We start from the raw sequence: 22729 nt of genomic DNA on the forward strand, positions 1-22729 counted from the left end.
ATTATTCACCTTCTAACATTACTTTCGCTTGTATCATTATTGAACATTCTGTACGTTTTTTTTGCATTTCGCATCCAAGCTCGTATGGTTTTTTTATATCATTATTAAAGTTAATTGCATTTGCATGACATCCACCTGAACAATAGAATTTATTCCAACATTTTTTACAATCTTCTTTAGTGTATACATGAGCATTTCTAAATGTTTCTCTCATTTCACTTGGAAGTATAACTTCTTCATCTAATATATTAGCCATTTTGTATTCTTCATTTCCAACAAATTGGTGACAAGGATATATATCTCCCTCTGGAGTTATAGAAAGGTATTCATTACCTGCTCCACATCCTGTAATTCTCTTTATTACACAAGGTCCTTGATCTAAATCTATCATGAAATGGAAGAATTTAAAATCATCACCTTTTACTTTTTTATTCGCATATTCTATAGCTAACTTTTCATATTCTTCAAATACCCTTGGCATATCTTCTTTTCTAAGTGCATAAGTATTACTTTCTTCTCCTACAACAGGTTCTACTGAAGTAAGTTTGAATCCTTGATCGGCAAAATGAATAACATCCTTAGCAAAATCTAAGTTATCCCTTGTAAATGTTCCTCTTACATAATAGTACTTATCTTTTGGTCTAGATTCTACAAGCTTTTTAAATTTAGGTAATATTATGTCATAACTTCCTTTATCATTTAAAGTAAGTCTCATATTATCATTTACAGATTTTCTACCATCTAAACTTAAAACTGCATTATGCATGTTTTCATTTATATATTTTATCTTTTCATCATCTAATAATATTCCATTAGTAGTTATAGTAAATCTTATATTTTTATTATTTTCTTTTTCTATGCTTCTTCCATAAGATACTAATTGTTTAACTACCTCAAAGTTCATTAAAGGCTCTCCACCAAAGAAATCTATTTCTAAATTTTTTCTAGTTCCTGAATTAGCTATTAAGTAATCTATTCCCGCCTTACCAACTTCATAACTCATTAATTTTTTTTCTCCACCAAAGTCGCCTTGTGCAGCAAAACAGTATTTACACTTTAAATTACAGTCATGAGCAACATGTAAGCATAAAGCCTTAACAACAGGTTTTCTGTTTACAAAAGCTGGATGGAACTGATACGTATCTTCAGTAAATAAAAGTCCTTCCTTTTCTAAAGTAGATATTTCTTCATAAGCCTCTATTAATTGTTCTTTCGTGTACTCATTAGATAACTCATTTAATATCTCTTCTTTATTTTTATCTTCATACAAATCTAACACTCTATAAGCAACGTCATCTACAACATGAACAGATCCCCCATTCACGTCTAAAACGATATTATATCCGTTCATAGAAAATTTATGTATCATACTCATAATATGTCCTCCTAAAAATTTTATAATCTATATATATATCAATACATTTTCCCAAAATGTAATCAAATACCACTCTTCATTATATCGTCTATTTAAATTCTAGGCAATAACCTAATAAAATAAGGCGCCTTAAAGGCGCCTTATTTACATATTCTCTATTAGAATTTCATTTGAAATACTAAACTATCTTTCGCATTCTTGGTTAGCAACTGTACAAGAAGTTTTGCAAGCTGATTGACAAGAAGTTTGACATTCTCCACATCCACCTTTAGCAGCGCTGTTTTTTAAAGTAGCTTTAGATAAAGTTTTTATATGCTTCTTTTCCATTTTTACTACCTCCCATTTCTAATTAATCTCCATTGATTATATCATAAAATTTCCATATATGAAACTTTATTTGAAGTTCACTCCTAGAACTCCACCAATGCCTCCAGCTAAAGATGTTAATAAAATTTTATACAGTACATCAATCTCAAATGCAAAAGTTTCTTTAGCTAAATAAACTATTAATATTAAACATACTATGTACAAAACACCTACTAAAAGACCATATATAAGTCCCTTCTCTTTTATATGCTTGGATGCATAAAATCCCCCAAATGCTGATGATATAGTAGTTATAAATGATGTTGCCATTGCTATTGATGTACCTGATACACTTGTAAAAGTAAGTATCAAATTATATATAAGTAAAGTTGCTAAAGTTATTATGTAGGCATATCCTAAGCCTTTTAAAACGTAATTGGATTTTTCCATAAAAAAATACCTCCCCTCGAAATATATATATTCTAGGAAAGGTACTTACATTACAACTTATTCAACTTCTTGTTTTTTAGATTGAACTGTTCCTATAGCCCATTTTTCAAATGGTACTTTAGTTCTGTTTGGTCCTAATTCTAATATTATTACATCTTCTTCAACTTTAGCTACATTTGCAACTATTCCACCTATAGTACTAACCTTATCCCCTACAGATATGTTTGCTCTCATTTCTTTTAAAGCCTTATCTTTTTTCTTTTGAGGTCTTATAAATAAGAAATAAAAGATAGCAAATATAGCAACATACATAAGTACTACTGTTATCATTGATTGTCCACCTGGCATAATTTTCACTCCTTTAATATGTTTAATATTTCATTTAAGTATCATAATTATTATATATTAAAATAAATACAAATAATAGTCTAAATCTTATAATTCATATCCATACTTTTGGAAAAATTCTGCTCTAAAATCTAATAATCTATCTTCCATTATAGCTTGTCTTACTTGTTCCATTAATTTTAATAGGAAATGTAAGTTGTGAGTAGATATAAGTCTAGATGCTAATATTTCATTAGCTTTAACTAAGTGTCTTATATATGCTCTTGTGTAATTCTTACAGCAGTAACAGTCACACTCAGGATCTAAAGGCGTAAAGTCTCTTGCATATTTTGCATTTCTAACTACTACTTTCCCTTCACTTGTCATTGCTGTACCATTTCTAGCTATACGAGTTGGTAAAACACAGTCAAACATGTCTACTCCTCTTATAACTCCTTCTATAAGATCATCTGGGCTACCTACTCCCATTAAATATCTTGGTTTATCTACAGGCATTAATGGAGTTGTATATTCTAATACTTCATACATTAATTTCTTAGGTTCTCCAACACTAAGTCCTCCTATTGCATATCCAGGTAAATCTACAGCTAGTACTTCTTTAGCAGATTGCTCTCTTAAATCTTTGTACATTCCACCTTGAATTATTCCAAATAATGCTTGATTTTCTGTATTTTTATGAGCTTCTTTACATCTCTTTAACCATCTAGTAGTTCTCTCTAAAGAGTTCTTTACGTATTCTCTATCAGCTGGATATGGAGCACACTCATCAAATGCCATCATTATATCTGAACCTAATGCATTTTGAATTTCCATAGCTTTCTCTGGACTTATAAAATGTTTTGATCCATCTATATGTGATCTAAAGTTAACACCTTCTTCAGTTATCTTTCTAAGTGGTCCTAAGCTGAATACTTGGAATCCTCCACTATCTGTAAGTATTGGTTTATCCCAGTTCATAAATTTATGAAGACCACCAGCTTCTTTTACAAGGTCATGACCTGGTCTCATGTATAAATGATAAGTATTACTTAGTATTATTTGTGAACCTATTTCTTTTAGCTCTTCTGGTGTCATAGCTTTTACTGTAGCTTGCGTCCCAACCGGCATAAATATAGGTGTTTCTATAACTCCATGTGGAGTATGTAATCTTCCTAGTCTAGCTCCACTTTGCTTACAAGTTTTTATAAGTTCGTATCTTACTGCGTACATATTGTTTTTCTCCTTAACTTTAGTGTTTCTCATGTTGAACATCTAAATTATTTTCACCTTCACCATTATAGTGTATACTGGTTGCATTCATGGTATTATTGTCATTACTTAATAAGTATTTTTTAATTGCAAATAATCCTGCTATTGCGATTATACCTAATAATAAATCTCCCATTCCTGAGTTTTTAGGAAGTAATAGTAATTTCCTTGCTATAGCATATAAAAGGACTTCCAGTACAGCACCTGGTAGATGTAATGATAGCATTACTACAAGCTCAACAGCTATAACTAAAAGTAGTATCTGACCTAATAAGTCATTTAATTGACTATATTGTACAGGTGTTTTAAATTCTACAATATAGGCTTGCCATATCATTCTTAGAACATCAATCGTTCCTAAAAATACTGCAATTAAAACTACTATTGCAAGAACCGATTCAAAAATATATGCTACTTTTAACGATATGCTTCTTTTGTCTATATTTTTCATGAATTCCCCCTATTTTATTATCATAGCATCTCCAAAGCTAAAGAATCTGTATCTTTCTTTTACTGCTACATCATAAGCATTAAGAACAGCTTCTTTGTTTACTAATGCACTAACTAACATTATTAGAGTAGACTCTGGTAAATGGAAATTAGTTATAAGGTTATCTACTACTTTAAACTTATATCCTGGGTATATAAATATATTTGTCCATCCACTAGTTTCTTTTACAAATCCATCTTCATCACATGCAGATTCTACCGTTCTACAACTAGTAGTCCCTACACAAATTACTTTATTACCATTTTGTTTTGCTGTATTAATTTTATCAGCTGCTTCTTTATGAACCATATAATATTCTGAATGCATTTCATGATTTAAAACATCATCAACTTTTACTGGTCTAAATGTTCCAAGACCTACATGTAATGTTACAAAAGCAATTTCTACACCCTTATCTTTTATTTTTTGTAGTAATTCTTCTGTAAAATGAAGACCTGCTGTTGGAGCTGCTGCTGATCCGTTATGCTTAGAATAAACTGTTTGGTATCTTTCTTTTTCTTCTAATCTTGCTGTTATATATGGAGGTAGGGGCATGTTTCCTAATTCATCTAAAACTTGTTCAAAAATTCCTTCGTAATGGAACTTTATAATTCTAGACCCTTCCTCTGCAAGTCCTACTACTTCTCCAATTAATTTTCCTTCTCCAAAAGAAAACTTAGTTCCAACTTTTGCTCTTTTTCCTGGCTTAACTAATGCTTGCCATGTATCTTCTTCTGTTCTTTTTAATAATAAAAATTCTATCTTTCCTCCAGTATCTACCTTTTCACCTATTAATCTAGCTGGTATAACCCTAGTATTATTAAGTACTAAGCAATCTCCTGGATTTAAGTATTCTATTACATCTTTAAATATCTTGTGCTCTATTTCTCCTGTATTTTTATCTAGAACCATTAATTTTGAACTAGATCTGTCTTCAATGGGAACTTGAGCTATTAATTCATCTGGTAAATCGAAATAAAAGTCACTCGTCTTCAATGTTAAACTCCCTTTCAAAAAATTATTCAAATACAATGATAACAAAAAAACAAATTTTTTTCTATACAATATGTATATAAATACATGTGTACCACTGTATATTTAATGTTTTTATATTTTTTATTTTTATTTAATTACTTATTTTCATAAGGTATATTCAAGTGTTCATAAGCTAATGGCATAGCAATTCTACCCCTTGGACTTCTATTTAAAAATCCTAATTGAAGCAAATATGGCTCATATACATCTTCTATTGTATTTCTGTCTTCCCCTATAGATGCTGCTAATGTATCTAGTCCAACAGGTCCACCTCTAAATTTTTCTATTATTGTAAGTAATAGTTTTTCATCTACATAATCAAGACCTAAACTGTCCACACCTATAAGTTCTAACGCTTTGTCTGCAACTTCGTCTGTTATATTTCCATCAGCTCTTACTTGTGCATAATCTCTTACTCTTTTTAATAATCTATTTGCAATTCTTGGTGTTCCTCTAGAACGTTTTGCAATTTCCATGGCTCCACCAGCTTGAATTTCAGCTCCCAAAATACTTGCTGATCTTATTACTATTTGAGCTAGTTCATCTACTGTATAATAATCTAACTTGCATATAACTCCAAATCTATCTCTTAAAGGGTTAGTAAGCATTCCTGCTCTAGTAGTAGCTCCTATTAATGTGAACTTAGGCAAATCTAGTCTTATACTTCTTGCTGAAGGCCCTTTACCTATTATTATATCCAAACAGTAATCTTCCATAGCTGGATATAAAACTTCTTCTACACTTCTATTTATACGATGAATTTCATCTATAAATAAAACATCATTTTCATTTAAATTTGTAAGTATCGCTGCTAAATCTCCTGCTCTTTCAATTGCTGGTCCTGATGTGATTCTTAAATTCACACCCATTTCATTAGCTATTATACTTGATAATGTAGTCTTACCAAGTCCTGGAGGTCCATATAATAAAACATGGTCTAAAGGTTCATTTCTAGATTTTGCTGCTTCTATAAAAATGCTTAATTGTTCTTTAGCCTTTTCTTGTCCTAAATAATCTTCTAATGTTTTAGGTCTTAAATTATTTTCTATGTCAACATCTTCATTTTGCATTGTAGATGTTATTATTCTATTTTCATCTTCAAAATCAAACATACTTGTCCCCCTTACTTTTTATTATCTTAATGATTTACTCATTATATATGTTAAGGACTTCTTGATTATATCCTCTGTATTTAAATTATCTTTTTTACATTTATCTACTGCTTCTTTAGCTTCTTGTAGTGAATATCCTAATGCAGCTAAAGCATCTATTGCCTCATCTTGTGATACTCCTATTGGAGACTTACTTAATAATGTTGGTTCAAATTCCACATTATGCTTATCTATTTTATCTTTTAATTCTAGTATTATTCTTTCTGCTGTTTTTTTACCCACACCTGGAGCTTTTGATAATTTTGCTATATCTTCACTTAATATAAATGCCCCTAGTTGCTTTGGTTTTGCAAACGATAATATTCCTAGTCCTACTTTGGGTCCTATTTTTGATACTGAAGTAAGTAATTCAAACATCTGTAGTTCTTCTTGACTAAAAAATCCACAAAGACTCATATCATCTTCTCTTACTATTAACTTAGTATATATTTTAGCCAATTTTCCCATTTGTAAGTCTTGTATTGTATTTGAAGATACATTTATTTTATATCCTATGTTATTATTTTCAATTACTATACTATCTAAACGAATTTCTTCTATTGTTCCTTTTATATAACTATACATATCTGCCCCCTATGTTTTTTAAAGTTTTTTCTAATTTATTTGCATGAGCATGACAAATTGCTACAGCTAATGCATCAGCTACATCATCTGGCTTTGGTACTTGCTTTAAGTTTAAAAATGATGTTACCATTTGCTGTACCTGTGCTTTTTGAGCCCTACCGTATCCAACCACGCCTTGTTTTACTTGAAGAGGTGTATATTCATATACTGGCTTATCATTATGAGCACAAGCAAGCATGGTAACACCTCTAGCTTGCGCAACTGTAATTGCTGTCTTTACATTTTTATTAAAGAATAATTCTTCAATTCCTACTTCATCTATATTATAGTTTTTTATAAGAAGGTCAATTCCTTTATATACAAGTTCTAATCTTTTTAACATATCCATATGTGCAGGAGTTGTAACTGCGCCATAATCTATGACTCTAAATTTATTATTTTTATATTCTATTATTCCGTAACCCACAATTGCTATTCCTGGGTCTATGCCTAATATGATCATATTTACCTACCCTTTCAGAAAACTTATGTTCTGTATTATTATATCATTAATAATTATTCTGGTGGGGAATATATGAGTTGTTGGAAATTAAAAAGTCTCAAAATAGTAGTTTTTATAAAAATCAAACTATTATTTTGAGACAGTTTTTTAGCTTCCAAAATCCTCTAATCTAGAATATGCTTCATCTTCTGTTTCTATTAAAACACCTTTTTTAATTTCATCTTGAACAGTCTTTGGTAGAGATTCTAATTTTGTTTGTGTTTGTTCTACCAATTCTCTATCTCCTTTATTATTGTATTTATAAAGACCTATAATTCCTTCATTACTCTCAATTGAATATTTATTAGCTTTAGAAGGGTCATTTAATGAAACTTTTTCAGATAATATTATTTGATATTTATTAATACTTTCTACTGTTCTTTTAGGATATTTTTCTTTAAAATATTTTACTATTTCGCCTTCTGTTTTTGTTAATAATGACTCTGGAACTACGCCTATCATGGATGGTCCTGTTGCTAGATCACTTCCATCTTCACTTTTTTGGTGAAGCCATATTTCACAGTTTTTATTTAATCCAAGTGCTTCTTTAGTTTTTTCATTAGTTTGCGCTATATTCGTTCTAGCTTTCACTTGGTTATTTCCTCTAGTCTTAACTCCTATATAAATTCCACTGCTTAATACAAGTAACCCGGTTAAAATTAACACTGGTATTTTCCAAGGGAATGAATCTTTTTTTTCAAACATAGTAGTTACCTCCTTTTACACATTATTTTCGCCATAGTATATTTTTTTATACAACTTAGGTAAAATTTAGTAACTTTATATAAGATATAAGTAATTTTTTTGTGCCATTCTTTCATTTAATACATATTATAGAGTATATTTTAAAATCCATAGAAGGGAGGTTTTAGTTTGAGTGCATATATAAGATTAATTTACGATAAATTAGATTTTTTAGAATTCAAACAAAAAATTCTTTTTCTTAAAGAGCCTCAACATAAGGCTACTGTATTTATTAATATTGAACTTGAAGATTTTTTAAATATACGTAATTTTACTAATGACTTTCAATTAAGAATAGAAGCTGGCGAAAAACTTAGTATTTCAGATTATGAAAAAGAACTATTTGAAGTATATGCTCCTATAAAATCTTTTCCTAGTTCCTCCAAATTAGTTGCAAAAGCTCTCTTAAATGAAGATATTTTTAATTCGTTATTTAAATATTCAAATTAAATTTTAGTCGCTTAGCTTAGAAGTTTTCGCCAACAAATTTCTTTTTCTTTTTTAGTTAGCGTTATAAGCAAAGCGAATTTTCCTTTTCTTTTTTAAAGGGCTATATTTTTTGTTAAAATGGAAATACTCCTTAATGAATATATTATTAGGAGGTAAAATTATGGAAAAAATAAGTTGTAATGTAATTAATTGTTCTCACAATGACAGTGGCATCTGTTTTGCGAATAAAATAAATGTAAGTGGAAAAAAAGCTCGTACTAGTAACCATACTTGTTGTGGTTCTTTTTTAGATGAATCTAACTACAGTAATTTAACTAATAATACTAACGGTGAGGGTTCTTGTAATATCGTAAATTGCAATGTTAAAACTTGTACTCACAATGCTGGTAACATCTGTGCACTTAACAATATCGCTGTAACATCTAATGTAGGCAAAGCTAATCTTTATTCTGAAACATATTGTTCTAGTTTTAAATGTAAATAATATTTTTTAATAATAATTACATAGTTACTACTAACAAAAGGGTGTAAATTATAATTTACACCCTTTTTAATATTAAATATTTTTTACATAAACTATTTGTTTAAGCATGATTTTAATGAATCAATGACTTTTTGTACTATTCCACCTCCAACTCTTACTAAAGTATTTGCTTCTTTATTTTCTAATGCTTTTGTTTGTTGAGAACTTAATTCTTTATCTGTTATTACTACTGGTGCTTCATCTAATGATGCTACTGGTCCTGCTGTTAATGCATCTATTAGTTCTCTACCTTTTGTTACATATACTTTATCTAAATCTTTTTCATAGAATTTTTCTATTACTTTTGCATTTGTTTCATATCTATCTTGTCCACCTATTCTGTTATCTTTTATATCCTTAGATGTTATTTTATTTATATCATTAAATGCTTTTTCTCCCACTACATTTAATCCACCCATTACGTATGCATTTTGTAAATTTTTAGATTCTAACCATTCATATGTTTTATCTGTAACTTTATTTTTTTCAACTAATATTATAGGCATTTTTTGTTTTCCTGCCACTGATGATATAGATAACGCATCTGCTTGTCCTTCCCCTCCACTAACTACTATATCTTTTACTTTGTAACAATTTTCATCTATATATTTAGCTATTTGTAATGAAGTTTCATATCTATCTTGTCCACCTAATCTTTCTATTTTACTTATACCTTCAGATTTAAGTTGATTTATAACACTATCTTTTATTACTTCATTTCCACCAATAACTATTACATTTTTAGCATCTAATCTAGCTATTTCTTCTTTTGTTTGTTTACTTAAATTAACTCCATCTGTCAATAATATCGGTGCTTTTTTATATGTTGCAAGTGGACTAACTGTCAATCCATCTGCTAATGATTTTGAGTTTGATAATATAACAGTATCTGATTTATCAAATTTAGATTTACTTAATTTTATAGCTGTATCATATCTATCACTACCTTCAAGTGATATAACTTTTAACTCTTTAGAGCTACTACTTGAGCTATGACTACTTGAACTTCCTCCACTTGGTTTTGATGAAGGTTTAATGATTTCTTCTTTACTTTCTATAGAGTTATAAATAGGATTTGAAAGTAATCTATATGATGCTTGAGTATGAGCTTTATTTGTTATTGTATTTGCATATAATGTAACATTTGTATCGCCTATTTCTTTAGTTACACCCATTGCCTTACCTTTTACAACTTTATTTTCTGGCCACCATCCAGATACATAATAATCATCTTTATTTGAAACCGTAGCAATAGTCTTTACACCTTTAGGTACAGATTCTATCCAACTTCCCTCTGCTGTGTAAATGTATTGTTCATCATCATAACCACTAGTATTTATATCTTCTTTATCATATTCAGCTTTTAAAAGCCCTTCATACATACACCATTTATTTGATTCTTGTATTCCTAATTTTAATCCTTCTATTAAATTAGTTCCAACATTTTGTAAAGCTCCATATCCTATACCTAAATAATCTATTCCATCTTTTATATCTTTTGGATTTATATCTTCCCAACTTTCATCTACTACTATATCACTTTCATTTATATTATTTACAATATTAAATCCTAGCTGTTTTAATATAAAATCACTGTATGTTCCTTTTACATATACTTTTGGAGTTTCAAGTTTTTTTGCATTTACAGCTTCTTTTAAAGGTACTATTTTTAAGGAATAATCTCTTGAAACTGATTTAAGATCGTTTGCTGATACTAAGAAATCTCCTTCTTCATAATCTTTATTTGCTTTAGTTAAAACTTGTACTTTTTTATTATCTTTTAGTAACTTATTTACTGCTTTTATTGCATCATTATTAGTGTTTTTTATCACATATTCTCTATAACTTCCTACTTCTGTTCCATCTCTTTTAACTGATTTAACATCTGTAAGCTGATCTTTAAATTCATTAGCTTTTCTTATTTCATATTCATTAAATCCTCTTACATCTGGGAAATTTAAAACTATCTCTGAATACATCTGACTAAATGTAGATTCATCAGAACCTTGATATAATATTGCATTTGCATATCCTCTTTTAGCTTGATGCATATCAATTACATAACTTCCCTTAGCATATGTTTTACCATCTACGTTTGTATTAGATTTAAGTTGACTTACTTTTACTCCATTTCTTATAAGATACTCTACTGTATCATACACTTGAGCTTTATTTTTTTGTAATTCTTCATTTATAGGAAGTACATAATATTCTGGGAAGAAATTTTCATTTTGTCCTCTTGGTCTTCCTACTTGTTTTAATTCTCCATTCACTAAAAATTTATCTATATTTCTATCGTCTATACCTTCTACTCCACGTCTAAAATATTCTAATTGATCATTAAATAATTTATCTTTATTTTCTAATACAAAAGATGATGCTCCTAATATAGCATGAACTACTGCATCATTAGATTCTTGATTTAACTGTGGCATTTCAATAGTATGTGAAAGTGCTCCATGATGAAGTGCATATGTAGCTGTATATGCTGGTGCAGCATCATCCCATCCACCATATTTAAATTCATCTTGATCCTCGTATGGAATTTGATAGCTTTTATATTTACTATTTGCTATAGCTGCTTTTCCCATTGCATGAGCCTCTGCACTTACATTTTTTGCAATTAAATCATATTCGTAATTTGGGTCATGAGGTGGTGAACAAGGTTCTATTAAAAATTTTTCCACAAACCCATGTAAATCTAAAAATGAAATCGGGTTCCACTTAGCTATTTGCGCTGTTAGTGATTGTGATTCTCTTTGTGTTTGATATGCATTATCACGGTTTACATCAAATCCAAGAGCATTTGGTCTTGTATTATAATATCTACCATCTGGATTTTCAGTTATATCCATTAAGAATATTACATGATCTAAAAGTTCTTCAACATCTAATGTTTTCTCTATTTCCTTATTCGATTCATCTGTAGTTTTGTATGTAATCTGTTTTTGAGTTGTTAATTTTTCTAAGAAATCTAATTGTGCATCTATTCCTGGAGATTCATCTGGATGTATATTATTTATAAATATTGGTACCTTGTAATCTCCCATTTGATTATTTTTGATTTTTTCTTGAAGTGATTTAGGATTTTCTAGCATAGTAGGAACCATTTTAAGATATTCATCTACAGATTTTTTATCCTTTGCCACAGTTACAAAGTGTAAATCTCTGCCTTCTATAGATTTACCTATTGATTCATAAGATAAATGTATTTTATTCTTATTTTCCTTAAATATTCTATCTATCTCTGGTTTTAATTCATTGTAAGTTCTATAACTATCATAAACATTAAGTTTCATAGTTGTTTCAAAACTACTTTTTTTATCACTTAATTTTAATACATATTTTCCTAATTTTTCAGGGAATTTAACGCGTATTTTTCTATCACTCAAATCCTCTTTTCCATATAAAAGACCTGCTTTAAGAGTTGCTTTTACTGTGCTTTTTCCATCTTTATTTTCTATCTTGAATCCACATTCTCCAATCGTATCATCTATCTTTATAAAAGGTTCTCCAGTATAATCTTTATCATCTATGACATAAGTTTTCCATTCATCTAATGATTTATCACCTAAAGTAATTTTCAAATCATCTTTATTAACTTCATGGTCAAATGTAGCTTCTATTTCTATAGTATCTTCTGCTGTCATAGATAAAGTTGATTTGCTAACTTTTAATTTTGATTCTACTTGTTTATCATCCTCTACTTCTTGACTTATAGGTACTATAGATTCTTGAGGCTCTTTAACTTCTTGTGTTTCTTCTACACTTTTTATCTCCTCTGAATTTACTTGTACATCTGTGCTTTTTTGTTCCTCTGCAAATAGTTGAACAGGTGTAGCACTCACTACTAAAGCACTTGACATCACCGATGTTATAATCATTTTTCTTTTATTTTTCTTTAAACTCATCTCATACCCCTCCAATATTAAGATTAATTTAGTCAAATGATTAACAAAGCCAACTTGATTATCCTATGTTGAAATTTATTTTCCTGTATTTCTGGATTATTCTATATAATAATAGTATTTTAATTGGTATAACTTGTCTATTATTTTCATTCGTCAATAAACTAGGTAATTTCTACATCAAAATACTTTTTATTTTCACTTCACACATTAATTCATTATTCCTTACTTTATAAAAATCATTATATAAAAAGTATCCCTATCCTATTCATTATGTAAAGTACTATTATTCCTATTATTACACATCCCCATCCGCCTGAATCTAAGCAAAGGAGCTCTGTTATCTTTGATGGAACCCTAAATAAAAAGATTTATTTATTTTAATAAAAATAAACCCCTTTATATAAATTTGATTATTTATATAAAGGGGTTTTTCTCATTTTTATATTATACTAAGTTATTATTCAGCTATTTCCCAGTTATGAGCTACGTTTTGAACGTCATCATCATCTTCTAACATATCAACTAATCTGTTCATAAACTTTAATTGTTCTTCATCAGTTAATTCTGTAGTAGTTTGAGGTATTAACTTAACGCTTGCTGATATAAACTCATATCCCTTAGCTTGTAATTCATCACGAACTGCTGCAAAATCTTCTGGTGCAGTTACTACTTCATATCCATCTTCTTCAGTTATGAAATCTTCTGCTCCAGCTTCTAAAGCTGCATCCATTAATTCCTCTTCAGAAACACCGTTTCCTGCTTCTATTAATATTTGTCCTTTGTTATCGAACATGAAAGATACACATCCACTAGTTCCTAAGTTACCACCATTTTTATCGAAGTAGTATCTTACATTTCCAGCAGTTCTGTTTTTATTATCAGTTAAAGTCTCAACTATAACTGCAACTCCTCCTGGTCCATATCCTTCATAAACTATAGTTTCGTAGTTTTCATTAGCTCCAGCTCCTGCACCTTTAGCTACTGCTCTATCTATATTATCATTTGGCATATTATCTGCCTTAGCTTTGTCTATAGCAGTTTTTAATGCTGCATTGTATTCTGGATTTCCTCCACCTTCTTTAGCTGCAACTGCTATTGCTCTTGCATGTTTAGTGAATACTTTAGCTCTTTTGGCATCTTGTTTACCTTTTTTATTGATTATATTTCCTATACGTCCCATAATTCCACTCCTTAATACGTATAATTAGTTTATATATTATATTAAAGTTTATATCACTTTACATATATAACCATTTAATTTAAAAGTACTTGAAAATTTATCGTCACTCGTAGATTTTAGCATAAATTTTAAAATTAGTAAATTAGAACTTAGGAGGCTTTGAAGGTGTTTGTCTTTTATGTTCACTAATTCTGTGAAGTCTATCAATTATATCTTTATCTTTTTGAGGAACTTCTTCTAATTTTCCTTCTACAACAGCATCAATCATATTGTATGTAGTTCCCATTTCATTTTCATCAGTTTGTCCTTCCCAAAGACCTGCTGATGGAGCTTTATTTATAACAGTATCATGAACTCCTAGTACTTTTGCCCATTCATAAACTTCTTTTTTCGTAAGATTTGCAAGAGGCACAAGATCTACTCCTCCATCACCATATTTAGTAAAATATCCTGTATGTATTTCAGCTGCATTATCAGTTCCTACAACTAAATATCCTAAATTATTAGCAACTGTATAAATAGTGCTCATTCTTACTCTCGCTCTTAAATTTGCATCTGTCATTTTTAAATATTCTTCTTTATATAAATTTTTATTTTTCATAGCATTTGTAACTATATCTAATATATCTTCTTGTGGTTTAGTTAAGTCTAAATCAAGATACTCTATATTACATCCATTTATAACTTTAAGAGCATCTTCCCTATCTTTTGGATTGCTCTTAATTTCCATAATCACACCCATAGAATTATTAGGAAACGCCTTTTTTATTAAATAACAAACTACAGCAGAATCAATTCCACCTGAAACCCCTACAACTAATCCCTTTGTATTAGATTCTTTTACTTTTTCTCTAAGCCAATTCACTGTTTTATCTATTTTTGCATTTATATCTGTCATATTTTTCCCCTTTCTATTTGATTTCATGTTTTTATAGGTTTATTATAGCATATTAATTTAATTTTAATGAGTTCTATAAATATAATTTATCCTTTCTGTTAACACTACTTCTAGAAGGTGATTAATTTGAAAAATAAGTATTTTGATTTTAATATAAAAAATACAATAATTGGTTCCTTCACAGGATTTATAAATGGATTATTTGGTTCTGGAGGAGGAAATATATTAGTTCCAATATTAAATAATATTCTAAAGGTAGAAGAACATAAATCTCATGCAACTGCCCTTGCTGTAATAGTCTTCTTAACTAGTGCAAGTTCTGTAATTTATATATCAAAAGGTACATATGATATTTCTCTAACCATCAAAGTAGCTATTGGAAGTATCATTGGAGGCATTGTTGGGGCTAAATTACTAAGCAAAGTAACTGGTAAATTTCTTAGGCTATCTTTTGGAACTATAATGATTATCGCAGCGTTAAGGATGGTGTTTTAATGTTATTTGCTTTAATAGGATTTTTTGCTGGTATAATTGGAGGAATGGGCATGGGTGGAGGAACTATACTCATTCCTGCCTTAATTTTATTTGCAGGTATAGACCCTAAAATAGCTCAAAGTGTAAACCTACTTTCATCAATTCCCATGACTTTAGTAGCTCTTATTGTTCATATGAAAAATAAAAATGTAGTCTTTAAATTAGTTATACCCATAGCTTTATTTGGTATATTTGGTGCAATTTTTGGTTCATTCTTAGCTAATTTTATTTCTTCTGAAGTATTAAGAAAAGTATTTGGTGTATTTTTACTTATTGTTGGAGGATTTGAAATAAAAAAAGGATTCTGTGAACCTTGTAAAAAAGAAAAGTGAATTTAAAAGGTTATCCTACCGCTTGGGATGAATATAGATTTTCATCCCTTCGCTAGGTTATTTCTCATTATCACTCAAACAATGGAGATATAGTTAAACATTAGTTACAAAATATTAACTATTGGTTAAATTCTTTATATTAAAATTTGTCCATTTTGCTCTGAAAGATAAAACTCCTCACCTAAAGATATAACTGCTGTAGCGCTAGTTATATCTGTCATTCTAGAAGTTAAATTTTCTACTTCTTCTAATCTAGAATAAACTATCATCTCAACATTATCTTCATAAATAGTATCTTTTACAAAATATCCCATATTCATTATCTCATTTTGAATTTTCCCTAATTGATTGTAGTCTATTTTTATTCTAACTTCTTGGTACATTACTTTTTCAATTACTTTAGCCGCTTCTATACCTACCTTAGCTCCCTTTGTATATGCTCTAACTAAACCACCTGCACCTAATTTTACTCCTCCAAAATATCTAGTTACAACTACTACAATATCTCTTAAATCTTCTTTCTTTATAACCTCTAATGTAGGAATTCCCGCCGTTCCTTGAGGCTCTCCATCGTCACTATATCTTTGAATATTCATATTTTGACCAACAGTGTACGCCCACACATTATGAGTAGCATCTTTATGCTTTTTCTTTATCTCATTTACAAATGCTACTGCTTCTTCTTCTGTTTTTATAGGTTTTGCATATCCAATAAAAGTTGATTTTTCTATTATAATTTCATCTTTATTAAACTCATGTACTGTCTTATAGCTACCCATTTTCATCCTCCTGTATACCCTAAAAAGGGGCTGCCTCAAAATAATAATTTATATCTTGAAACAGCTCCTTGTTATTTTCTAATTTATATAGACATTTCGCCTTCTAAACTCTTTTTCTTTAAATCTTTATATTTTTTATAAGATATTTCAACTAATGATTTTTCCTTATTGTGTGTTAACATATCTAATGCATCTTTAACTTTATAAAATCCACCATCAATAAATTCATCTTTAAGTATGTAGTTAGTATCTTTTGTGTCCATAATATACCATATAATAGCATTCGTTACTTGTTTTTGTCTAGTTCTTGAGAAAAATTCATACATAGTATCGCCTGCTACTTCTATAACATTCGCATCTATACCCGTTTCTTCTTTTACCGTTAAAACAGCACTGTCATTTGGAAGACCACCATCAGTTATTCTTCCTTGTGGTAGCGTCCATTCATTTCTATCATTTTTTAATAAAAGAACCTTATTTGCATAAAATACTACTCCACCTGCACAATGTCTTAATATCATTTTTAAACCCCTCCTATTAACTATTTTTTTTATGTTAACTTCTGGAGATACATTTATAGGTAAATAATTAGTTTATTGAATTATATGTTAAGTTAAAATCCTTTATGTTATTTATCTGCCTTTTCTAATGTATCAATAGCTTCATTATATGCCCTCAATACATAATCTTTTTCAAATTGTTTTTTATTTTTTAACTGTATCAACATCTTTAAGCTATTTTTATTTCCTATTTTTGCAAGTGCTTTTGCACAGTATTGTCTAGTCTGAGCATTTGTGTCATATAGTCCTCGTTGTAAATAATCTCTACTCTTTGGTGATTCTATTTTGCGAAGCGCTGAGTAAGTTATACGTCTTACATCGGAATGTCTATGACCTGTGAGAGGATGTAATAAATTTAAAAACCTATCATCTTTTAACTCACCTGTTGCCCATATTAAAATCATTAAATCTTCTGCATTTTTTTCGGTAAGTATTCTTCTGTAAATTTTCCTCTTAAAATCTACCATCCTTTCTGCATGTAAACCTTCCATAAATTCAAGCCTTCTAGATTTGTCTAGCTCTAAAAACTTATCTAAAATATCTTTAGATGCTTCTAGTTTATCTTTTAGCATTGACTTTATTTCTAGTTTTGCTTTTATTAATTGGTCATTAACTTCTGAGATTGATAAATTTCTTATTTTACTGATTTGAGATACTGTTTTAGATTCTTTATAAAGAATATAGGTTATAAAATAATCCTCTAATTGTTCTATGTTATCCCAATTTATATTCATATTATTACCTACTTCTCTAATATATACTCTTTATATATATTATAATCTTCTTCGTCTAAATTTACATCAACTGTTATTCCAATTTCTCCATATTCAAAATTTTCTACGTTATATTTGTCTTTAATTTTGCTAAATATATAACCTTTATCATAAGGTAATAAAAGACTTACTGGATAAGTACTTTCCATTATGGCATCTTGTATCATGTTTAACAATTTATCCATGTTTATGCCTTTTTTAGCAGATATATATATCTTATCTTCTTGATCTTTAGGGTATATATCTAATTCTAATCTGTCTATTTTATTGTATACAAGTATAGTATTTTTGTCGTGTGCCCCTAGCTCTTTAAGTACAGTTTCCGTAGTATTTTTTTGTAACTCATAACTATCATTAGTCGCATCTATTACATGTAAAATTAAATCTGCATACTGAACTTCTTCCAACGTAGCCTTAAATGCCTCTACTAAGTCATGAGGAAGCTTACTTACAAACCCAACAGTATCTACAACTAAGAATTCTTTTTTATTTGGTAAAAGTGCTTTTCTTAAAGTTACATCTAATGTAGCAAACAACATATCTTTTGCCATTACTTCTTTTTGTATATCATAATCTTTATGTGTCTTTATTAATTCGTTCAATAAAGTAGATTTTCCTGCATTTGTATACCCAACAAGTGCAACTATTGGTATATTAGATTTTAAACGTTGAACCCTTTGTGTTTCTCTATTTTTTTTAACTTCTCTAAGCTCTTGTCTAATATCAGCTGCTTTATTAAGTATATGTCTTTTATCTACTTCTAGTTTTTGTTCCCCTGGGCCTCTAGTACCGATACCTGCACCAGTTCTACTCATTGCTCCACCCATACCGTATAATCTAGGTAATCTATATTTCAACTGGGCAAGCTCAACCTGTAACTTACCTTCTTTACTTAATGCCCTTTGAGCAAATATATCTAATATTAAAGTAGTTCTATCTATAATTTTAATTCCAACTACTTCTTCTATATTCCTTATATGAGCTCCTGATAATTCATCATTAAAAATTACCATAGTAGCATCTAACGAAGCACAATATGCTTTTATTTCTTCAATCTTACCTTTTCCTAAATAATAAGCTGCATCTCTAGTTTGTTTATTTTGAACTATACTTCCTACAACCTCTGCTCCTGCTGCCTTTGCTAATTCTTTTAATTCTTCCATTGAATCATTTATGTCTATATCATCAATTCTTCTTGCTGTAGAAGTTATATTAAGTCCTACAAGGAAAGCTCTCTCTCTTTTTTCTTCCATTATTAACACCTCGTTTTAAATACTTTTTTTAATTTAAACCTCTTTAATAAAATAACTCAACTCTGTTTAGAGTATACTACTTCACTATTTTTTTTATTATACCATTAATGTAAATCTTTAGTATAATTATATTATTACTAAAAAAATAGGAGATAATCATATGAGTGAAAATTATAAATTTTTTAATCACAAATCTTGTGAATACTTTCCATGTCATAAGACAAACAAACCTGATGAATTCAACTGTTTATTCTGTTACTGTCCTTTATATGCTTTAGGAAAAAATTGTGGTGGAAATTTTAGATATACTGATAAAGGCATCAAGGATTGTTCTAATTGTTTCCTTCCTCATAATAAAAATAACTTTGAATATATAATCAGTAAATTCCAGGATATAGTTAAAATTGCAAGTAATAATGAATAATAAAAAAGTTGTGTTAATATAACTTCTATATTGACACAACTTTTTTGACATAAAAAATAAAATATTCCCACTATTTTTATAACTTGAATCGTTTATACTTTTTAATTTTTAATAAATGACCTTCTATTAATAAAACTTATTTTTATTTAAAATTCTATATATGCTATAAATAATACCGCTAGATAATAAAATTAATATAATTATCATAATTCCTGAATGAAAAAAAAACTCTTCTGGTAACATATTTATAACTGGGTCTAAATTAGGATCAAAAATCCAATAATCATTTTCAAAAAGTAACTTATGAAAAACTATAAAGCTCTTTTCAAAATTTAAAATAATAGGAATCGACAAAACTAAAGGAATGACAAGTAACACTTTTGAAGTTAAACTTAAGATTTTTATATTCCTATTCTTAAAACTTACAAATATGCCAATTATAGAAATTACAAAGAAAATAAATAATACCTTGTTAACATTTTGAAAAATATTTCTTACCTCTTCAAAATGAATTTTTCCCTTAGGAGAAGACTTTAATGTAGGCATTTTAAATTCAGAATCATCACATCTCAAATTATAATCAATTAAATAGTCATAATTAAGAACTATATCTTCTCTAGACATCCCCGTAAAACTAGGTATATTCAAATAATCAATATCAAAATAATAAAGCTCTCTAAACTCCATAGTAAACCTAACCGCCCCAGCAATAATTAAAATACTAAGACAAAAAGAAAATAAAATATTCAAAAACCTCTTCATATCAACTTTTCTCCTACCCCTAACTAAATCTATAAGACTAGGCATACAATATTGTGACATCGTAGTTCAGTACTCATTTGCAAGATACACTTTATCTTGCATGAGTACAAACACGATTCACAATATTAGATGCCACATATATCCTATACTATCTTAGTAGTGAAATCTTCTATATTCCATACATTATCAACTATATCACTATAAAATTCAGGTTCATGTGATACTAAAAGTACAGTTCCTTTGAATTCTTTTATAGCTTTTTTAAGCTCATCTTTAGCTTCTACGTCTAAATGGTTTGTAGGCTCATCAAGTACTAATAGATTTATATTCTTAAGCATAACTTTACATAATCTAACCTTCGCAGCTTCTCCTCCACTTAAAACCCTCATCTGACTTGTTATATGCTCATTAGTAAGTCCACATTTAGCAAGGTGTTGTCTTACTTCAAAGTTTGAAAGTCCAGGGAACTCTGCCCATACTTCATCCATTGGAGTATTATAGTTATCTCTTGAACTTTCTTGTTCAAAATATCCTACTTCTAAATAATCTCCCATATGAACTTTTCCACCAAAAGGCTTGATTATCCCAAGTAAAGTTCTTAATAGCGTAGATTTTCCTATACCATTCATACCTTTTAAAGCTATTTTTTGACCTCTTTCTAATTGGAAATTAAGTGGCTTAGTTAAAGCTTCATCGTATCCTAATATTAAATCTTCTGTTTCAAATATTATTCTACTTGCTGCTCTAGCTTCTTTAAATCCAAAAGTAGGTTTTATTTTTTCTTTAGGTCTTTCTAATATTTCCATCTTATCTAATATTTTTTGTCTACTGTTTGCCATTCCACGAGTTGCAACTCTTGCTTTATTTCTAGCCACGAAATCTTCAAGTTTCTTTCTTTCTTCTACTTGCTTATCATAAGCTTGCTCTTCTTGACGTTTCTTTATATCGTTAAGTCTAACAAATTCATCATAATTTCCTTTATACCTATTTAATTCTCCATTTTCCATATGATATATTACATTACAAGTATTGTTTATGAAATCTATATCATGTGATACTAATATAAAACTATTTTCGTATTCTTGAAGATATCTAGTTAACCAATTTATATGTTCTTCATCTAAATAGTTTGTAGGCTCGTCCAGTATAAGTATAGTAGGGTTTTCAAGTAATAATTTAGTAAGAAGTACTTTTGTTCTTTGTCCTCCACTTAAATCAGTTACATCTTTATCTAATCCTATTTCCCCAAGGCCTAATCCGTTAGCTACCTCTTGGATTTTAGCATCTATCATATAAAACCCACTATTTTCTAATATCGTTTGTATTTGGGCAGTTTCTTCAAGAAGTTTATTCATTTCTTCTTCTTCAGCTTCTCCCATTTTATCGTACATACCTATCATTTCTTGCTCTAAATCAAACATATACTTAAATGCGTCTCTTAATATATCTTTTATAGTTTTACCTTTACTAAGCACTGTGTGTTGGTCTAAATATCCAACAGTCGCTCTAGAAGACCACTTTATATCACCTGCATCTGGCATAAGTTTTTTTGTTACTATATTTAAAAAAGTTGATTTTCCTTCTCCATTTGCTCCAACTAAAGCTATATGTTCACCCCTTCTAAGCCTGAATGAAACATTCTCTAGTATTGTTCTCGATCCGAAACCATGACTAACATTTTCAACTACTAGCATCTTAACACCTCTTTATAAATTTATTGTCTATATTCTATACTATAATATATTCTTTTTTAACTTAAATCAAGTATCCTATTATATACTTACAAATTAATATAGCTGCGGATGAATCAAAATAATTTTGAGACAACCCCAGCTATATTATTAAAATATTTTTACATATATAATAAGTCTTTAAAAAACATTATCATACAACCAGCCGTACTTTTTTGAGACAATGTTATACTTTTAATTGCAGTTAAATAAAATTTACTAGTTAAATCAGTTAAATTTCTATACATATAGTCTATTTTCAATGCTTGTTCTGAATTATAATCAACATATTCATCTATACTGTTTAACATTATAGGTAAATCATGAGATACAAATCTTTTTTGTAT

The 22729-nt window shown here is 29.0% G+C and carries 25 protein-coding genes and 1 pseudogene; 5 read left to right on the forward strand and 21 right to left on the reverse strand.

Annotation, left to right across the window (positions count from 1 at the left end; all coding sequences use genetic code 11):
• Position 1 precedes the first annotated feature (1 nt).
• From scfB to CHF27_RS10265, 11 genes are all read right to left on the reverse strand, one after another.
• Complete coding sequence (gene scfB, locus CHF27_RS10215) at positions 2-1375, reverse strand: thioether cross-link-forming SCIFF peptide maturase (protein WP_115976153.1); 1374 nt, start codon at positions 1373-1375, stop codon at positions 2-4.
• Between the two features lie 183 nt (positions 1376-1558).
• Positions 1559-1702, reverse strand: a complete 144-nt coding sequence (gene scfA, locus CHF27_RS10220; protein WP_092726719.1) for a six-cysteine ranthipeptide SCIFF — start codon at positions 1700-1702, stop codon at positions 1559-1561.
• 66 nt (positions 1703-1768) lie between these two features.
• A complete protein-coding gene (locus CHF27_RS10225; RefSeq protein WP_115976156.1) occupies positions 1769-2131 on the reverse strand; it encodes a TIGR04086 family membrane protein in 363 nt (120 codons plus the stop codon).
• Between the two features lie 57 nt (positions 2132-2188).
• Positions 2189-2479, reverse strand: coding sequence for a preprotein translocase subunit YajC (yajC, locus tag CHF27_RS10230; RefSeq protein ID WP_115976158.1), 291 nt, complete (start codon positions 2477-2479; stop codon positions 2189-2191).
• A gap of 87 nt (positions 2480-2566) precedes the next feature.
• Positions 2567-3688 carry a tRNA guanosine(34) transglycosylase Tgt gene (gene tgt / locus CHF27_RS10235; protein ID WP_115976162.1) on the reverse strand — a complete coding sequence of 374 codons (1122 nt, stop codon included), beginning with the start codon at positions 3686-3688 and terminating at the stop codon, positions 2567-2569.
• Between the two features lie 19 nt (positions 3689-3707).
• Positions 3708-4178: a phosphate-starvation-inducible PsiE family protein gene (locus CHF27_RS10240; protein WP_095406811.1), complete on the reverse strand. Its 471-nt coding sequence runs from the start codon at positions 4176-4178 to the stop codon at positions 3708-3710.
• A gap of 9 nt (positions 4179-4187) precedes the next feature.
• Complete coding sequence (gene queA / locus CHF27_RS10245) at positions 4188-5213, reverse strand: tRNA preQ1(34) S-adenosylmethionine ribosyltransferase-isomerase QueA (protein ID WP_095406812.1); 1026 nt, start codon at positions 5211-5213, stop codon at positions 4188-4190.
• Between the two features lie 134 nt (positions 5214-5347).
• Complete coding sequence (ruvB, locus tag CHF27_RS10250) at positions 5348-6364, reverse strand: Holliday junction branch migration DNA helicase RuvB (RefSeq protein WP_095406813.1); 1017 nt, start codon at positions 6362-6364, stop codon at positions 5348-5350.
• 21 nt (positions 6365-6385) lie between these two features.
• Positions 6386-6988 (reverse strand): Holliday junction branch migration protein RuvA, encoded by a 603-nt coding sequence (gene ruvA, locus CHF27_RS10255; RefSeq protein ID WP_095406814.1) that lies wholly within the window; start codon positions 6986-6988, stop codon positions 6386-6388.
• On the reverse strand, positions 6981-7490 hold the full coding sequence (ruvC, locus tag CHF27_RS10260; RefSeq protein ID WP_095406815.1) for a crossover junction endodeoxyribonuclease RuvC: 510 nt from the start codon (positions 7488-7490) through the stop codon (positions 6981-6983). Before ruvC ends, ruvA begins: the two co-directional genes overlap by 8 nt.
• A gap of 147 nt (positions 7491-7637) precedes the next feature.
• Positions 7638-8234: a hypothetical protein gene (locus tag CHF27_RS10265; RefSeq protein ID WP_095406816.1), complete on the reverse strand. Its 597-nt coding sequence runs from the start codon at positions 8232-8234 to the stop codon at positions 7638-7640.
• Positions 8235-8402: 168 nt separating this feature from the next.
• On the opposite strand from CHF27_RS10265, the gene CHF27_RS10270 reads away from it, so the two are divergent.
• Positions 8403-8723 carry a hypothetical protein gene (locus CHF27_RS10270; protein WP_095406817.1) on the forward strand — a complete coding sequence of 107 codons (321 nt, stop codon included), beginning with the start codon at positions 8403-8405 and terminating at the stop codon, positions 8721-8723.
• A gap of 133 nt (positions 8724-8856) precedes the next feature.
• A complete protein-coding gene (locus CHF27_RS10275; protein WP_330409784.1) occupies positions 8857-9207 on the forward strand; it encodes a DUF1540 domain-containing protein in 351 nt (116 codons plus the stop codon).
• A gap of 92 nt (positions 9208-9299) precedes the next feature.
• Here the strand turns inward: CHF27_RS10275 and CHF27_RS10280 are convergent, their stop codons facing one another.
• From CHF27_RS10280 to nadE, 3 genes are all read right to left on the reverse strand, one after another.
• Complete coding sequence (locus tag CHF27_RS10280) at positions 9300-13157, reverse strand: cell wall-binding repeat-containing protein (RefSeq protein ID WP_095406819.1); 3858 nt, start codon at positions 13155-13157, stop codon at positions 9300-9302.
• A gap of 457 nt (positions 13158-13614) precedes the next feature.
• Positions 13615-14337, reverse strand: a complete 723-nt coding sequence (locus CHF27_RS10285) for a YebC/PmpR family DNA-binding transcriptional regulator (protein ID WP_095406820.1) — start codon at positions 14335-14337, stop codon at positions 13615-13617.
• Positions 14338-14479: 142 nt separating this feature from the next.
• Positions 14480-15235 carry an NAD(+) synthase gene (nadE, locus tag CHF27_RS10290; RefSeq protein ID WP_095406821.1) on the reverse strand — a complete coding sequence of 252 codons (756 nt, stop codon included), beginning with the start codon at positions 15233-15235 and terminating at the stop codon, positions 14480-14482.
• Positions 15236-15352: 117 nt separating this feature from the next.
• Here nadE and CHF27_RS10295 point away from each other — a divergent pair, with 117 nt between their 5' ends.
• Both CHF27_RS10295 and CHF27_RS10300 read left to right on the forward strand, forming a co-directional pair.
• Positions 15353-15730, forward strand: a complete 378-nt coding sequence (locus tag CHF27_RS10295) for a sulfite exporter TauE/SafE family protein (protein WP_095406822.1) — start codon at positions 15353-15355, stop codon at positions 15728-15730.
• Positions 15730-16101 (forward strand): sulfite exporter TauE/SafE family protein, encoded by a 372-nt coding sequence (locus CHF27_RS10300; RefSeq protein WP_095406823.1) that lies wholly within the window; start codon positions 15730-15732, stop codon positions 16099-16101. Before CHF27_RS10295 ends, CHF27_RS10300 begins: the two co-directional genes overlap by 1 nt.
• Before the next feature lie 134 nt (positions 16102-16235).
• On the opposite strand, the gene CHF27_RS10305 is transcribed toward CHF27_RS10300, so the two are convergent.
• From CHF27_RS10305 to hflX, 4 genes are all read right to left on the reverse strand, one after another.
• Complete coding sequence (locus CHF27_RS10305; protein WP_095406824.1) at positions 16236-16880, reverse strand: YigZ family protein; 645 nt, start codon at positions 16878-16880, stop codon at positions 16236-16238.
• 83 nt (positions 16881-16963) lie between these two features.
• Positions 16964-17401 carry an NUDIX domain-containing protein gene (locus CHF27_RS10310; RefSeq protein ID WP_095406825.1) on the reverse strand — a complete coding sequence of 146 codons (438 nt, stop codon included), beginning with the start codon at positions 17399-17401 and terminating at the stop codon, positions 16964-16966.
• A gap of 107 nt (positions 17402-17508) precedes the next feature.
• Positions 17509-18174 (reverse strand): HEAT repeat domain-containing protein, encoded by a 666-nt coding sequence (locus CHF27_RS10315; protein ID WP_095406826.1) that lies wholly within the window; start codon positions 18172-18174, stop codon positions 17509-17511.
• An 8-nt stretch (positions 18175-18182) separates the two neighbouring features.
• A complete protein-coding gene (gene hflX, locus CHF27_RS10320) occupies positions 18183-19466 on the reverse strand; it encodes a GTPase HflX (protein WP_095406827.1) in 1284 nt (427 codons plus the stop codon).
• Between the two features lie 160 nt (positions 19467-19626).
• On the opposite strand from hflX, the gene CHF27_RS10325 reads away from it, so the two are divergent.
• Positions 19627-19890: a cysteine-rich small domain-containing protein gene (locus CHF27_RS10325; RefSeq protein WP_095406828.1), complete on the forward strand. Its 264-nt coding sequence runs from the start codon at positions 19627-19629 to the stop codon at positions 19888-19890.
• 126 nt (positions 19891-20016) lie between these two features.
• Here the strand turns inward: CHF27_RS10325 and CHF27_RS10330 are convergent, their stop codons facing one another.
• The 3 genes and pseudogenes from CHF27_RS10330 to CHF27_RS10340 form a co-directional block, all read right to left on the reverse strand.
• On the reverse strand, positions 20017-20652 hold the full coding sequence (locus CHF27_RS10330; protein WP_095406829.1) for a TIGR01906 family membrane protein: 636 nt from the start codon (positions 20650-20652) through the stop codon (positions 20017-20019).
• A gap of 143 nt (positions 20653-20795) precedes the next feature.
• Complete coding sequence (locus CHF27_RS10335) at positions 20796-22346, reverse strand: ABC-F family ATP-binding cassette domain-containing protein (protein WP_095406830.1); 1551 nt, start codon at positions 22344-22346, stop codon at positions 20796-20798.
• Positions 22347-22504: 158 nt separating this feature from the next.
• Positions 22505-22729, reverse strand: a pseudogene (locus tag CHF27_RS10340) (hypothetical protein); the annotation flags it as partial.

The organism is Romboutsia maritimum (assembly GCF_002251085.2).
Taxonomy (GTDB): Bacteria; Bacillota; Clostridia; order Peptostreptococcales; family Peptostreptococcaceae; genus Romboutsia_B; species Romboutsia_B maritimum.

Coding starts and splice junctions, on each gene's coding strand:
- scfB (WP_115976153.1), bottom strand. CDS start 1,375: ATGAGTATGATACATAAATTTTCTATGAACGGATATAATATCGTTTTA.
- scfA (WP_092726719.1), bottom strand. CDS start 1,702: ATGGAAAAGAAGCATATAAAAACTTTATCTAAAGCTACTTTAAAAAAC.
- CHF27_RS10225 (WP_115976156.1), bottom strand. CDS start 2,131: ATGGAAAAATCCAATTACGTTTTAAAAGGCTTAGGATATGCCTACATA.
- yajC (WP_115976158.1), bottom strand. CDS start 2,479: ATGCCAGGTGGACAATCAATGATAACAGTAGTACTTATGTATGTTGCT.
- tgt (WP_115976162.1), bottom strand. CDS start 3,688: ATGTACGCAGTAAGATACGAACTTATAAAAACTTGTAAGCAAAGTGGA.
- CHF27_RS10240 (WP_095406811.1), bottom strand. CDS start 4,178: ATGAAAAATATAGACAAAAGAAGCATATCGTTAAAAGTAGCATATATT.
- ruvB (WP_095406813.1), bottom strand. CDS start 6,364: ATGTTTGATTTTGAAGATGAAAATAGAATAATAACATCTACAATGCAA.
- ruvA (WP_095406814.1), bottom strand. CDS start 6,988: ATGTATAGTTATATAAAAGGAACAATAGAAGAAATTCGTTTAGATAGT.
- ruvC (WP_095406815.1), bottom strand. CDS start 7,490: ATGATCATATTAGGCATAGACCCAGGAATAGCAATTGTGGGTTACGGA.
- CHF27_RS10265 (WP_095406816.1), bottom strand. CDS start 8,234: ATGTTTGAAAAAAAAGATTCATTCCCTTGGAAAATACCAGTGTTAATT.
- CHF27_RS10275 (WP_330409784.1), top strand. CDS start 8,857: ATGAATATATTATTAGGAGGTAAAATTATGGAAAAAATAAGTTGTAAT.
- CHF27_RS10280 (WP_095406819.1), bottom strand. CDS start 13,157: ATGAGTTTAAAGAAAAATAAAAGAAAAATGATTATAACATCGGTGATG.
- CHF27_RS10285 (WP_095406820.1), bottom strand. CDS start 14,337: ATGGGACGTATAGGAAATATAATCAATAAAAAAGGTAAACAAGATGCC.
- nadE (WP_095406821.1), bottom strand. CDS start 15,235: ATGACAGATATAAATGCAAAAATAGATAAAACAGTGAATTGGCTTAGA.
- CHF27_RS10300 (WP_095406823.1), top strand. CDS start 15,730: ATGTTATTTGCTTTAATAGGATTTTTTGCTGGTATAATTGGAGGAATG.
- CHF27_RS10305 (WP_095406824.1), bottom strand. CDS start 16,880: ATGGGTAGCTATAAGACAGTACATGAGTTTAATAAAGATGAAATTATA.
- CHF27_RS10310 (WP_095406825.1), bottom strand. CDS start 17,401: ATGATATTAAGACATTGTGCAGGTGGAGTAGTATTTTATGCAAATAAG.
- CHF27_RS10315 (WP_095406826.1), bottom strand. CDS start 18,174: ATGAATATAAATTGGGATAACATAGAACAATTAGAGGATTATTTTATA.
- hflX (WP_095406827.1), bottom strand. CDS start 19,466: ATGGAAGAAAAAAGAGAGAGAGCTTTCCTTGTAGGACTTAATATAACT.
- CHF27_RS10325 (WP_095406828.1), top strand. CDS start 19,627: ATGAGTGAAAATTATAAATTTTTTAATCACAAATCTTGTGAATACTTT.
- CHF27_RS10330 (WP_095406829.1), bottom strand. CDS start 20,652: ATGAAGAGGTTTTTGAATATTTTATTTTCTTTTTGTCTTAGTATTTTA.
- CHF27_RS10335 (WP_095406830.1), bottom strand. CDS start 22,346: ATGCTAGTAGTTGAAAATGTTAGTCATGGTTTCGGATCGAGAACAATA.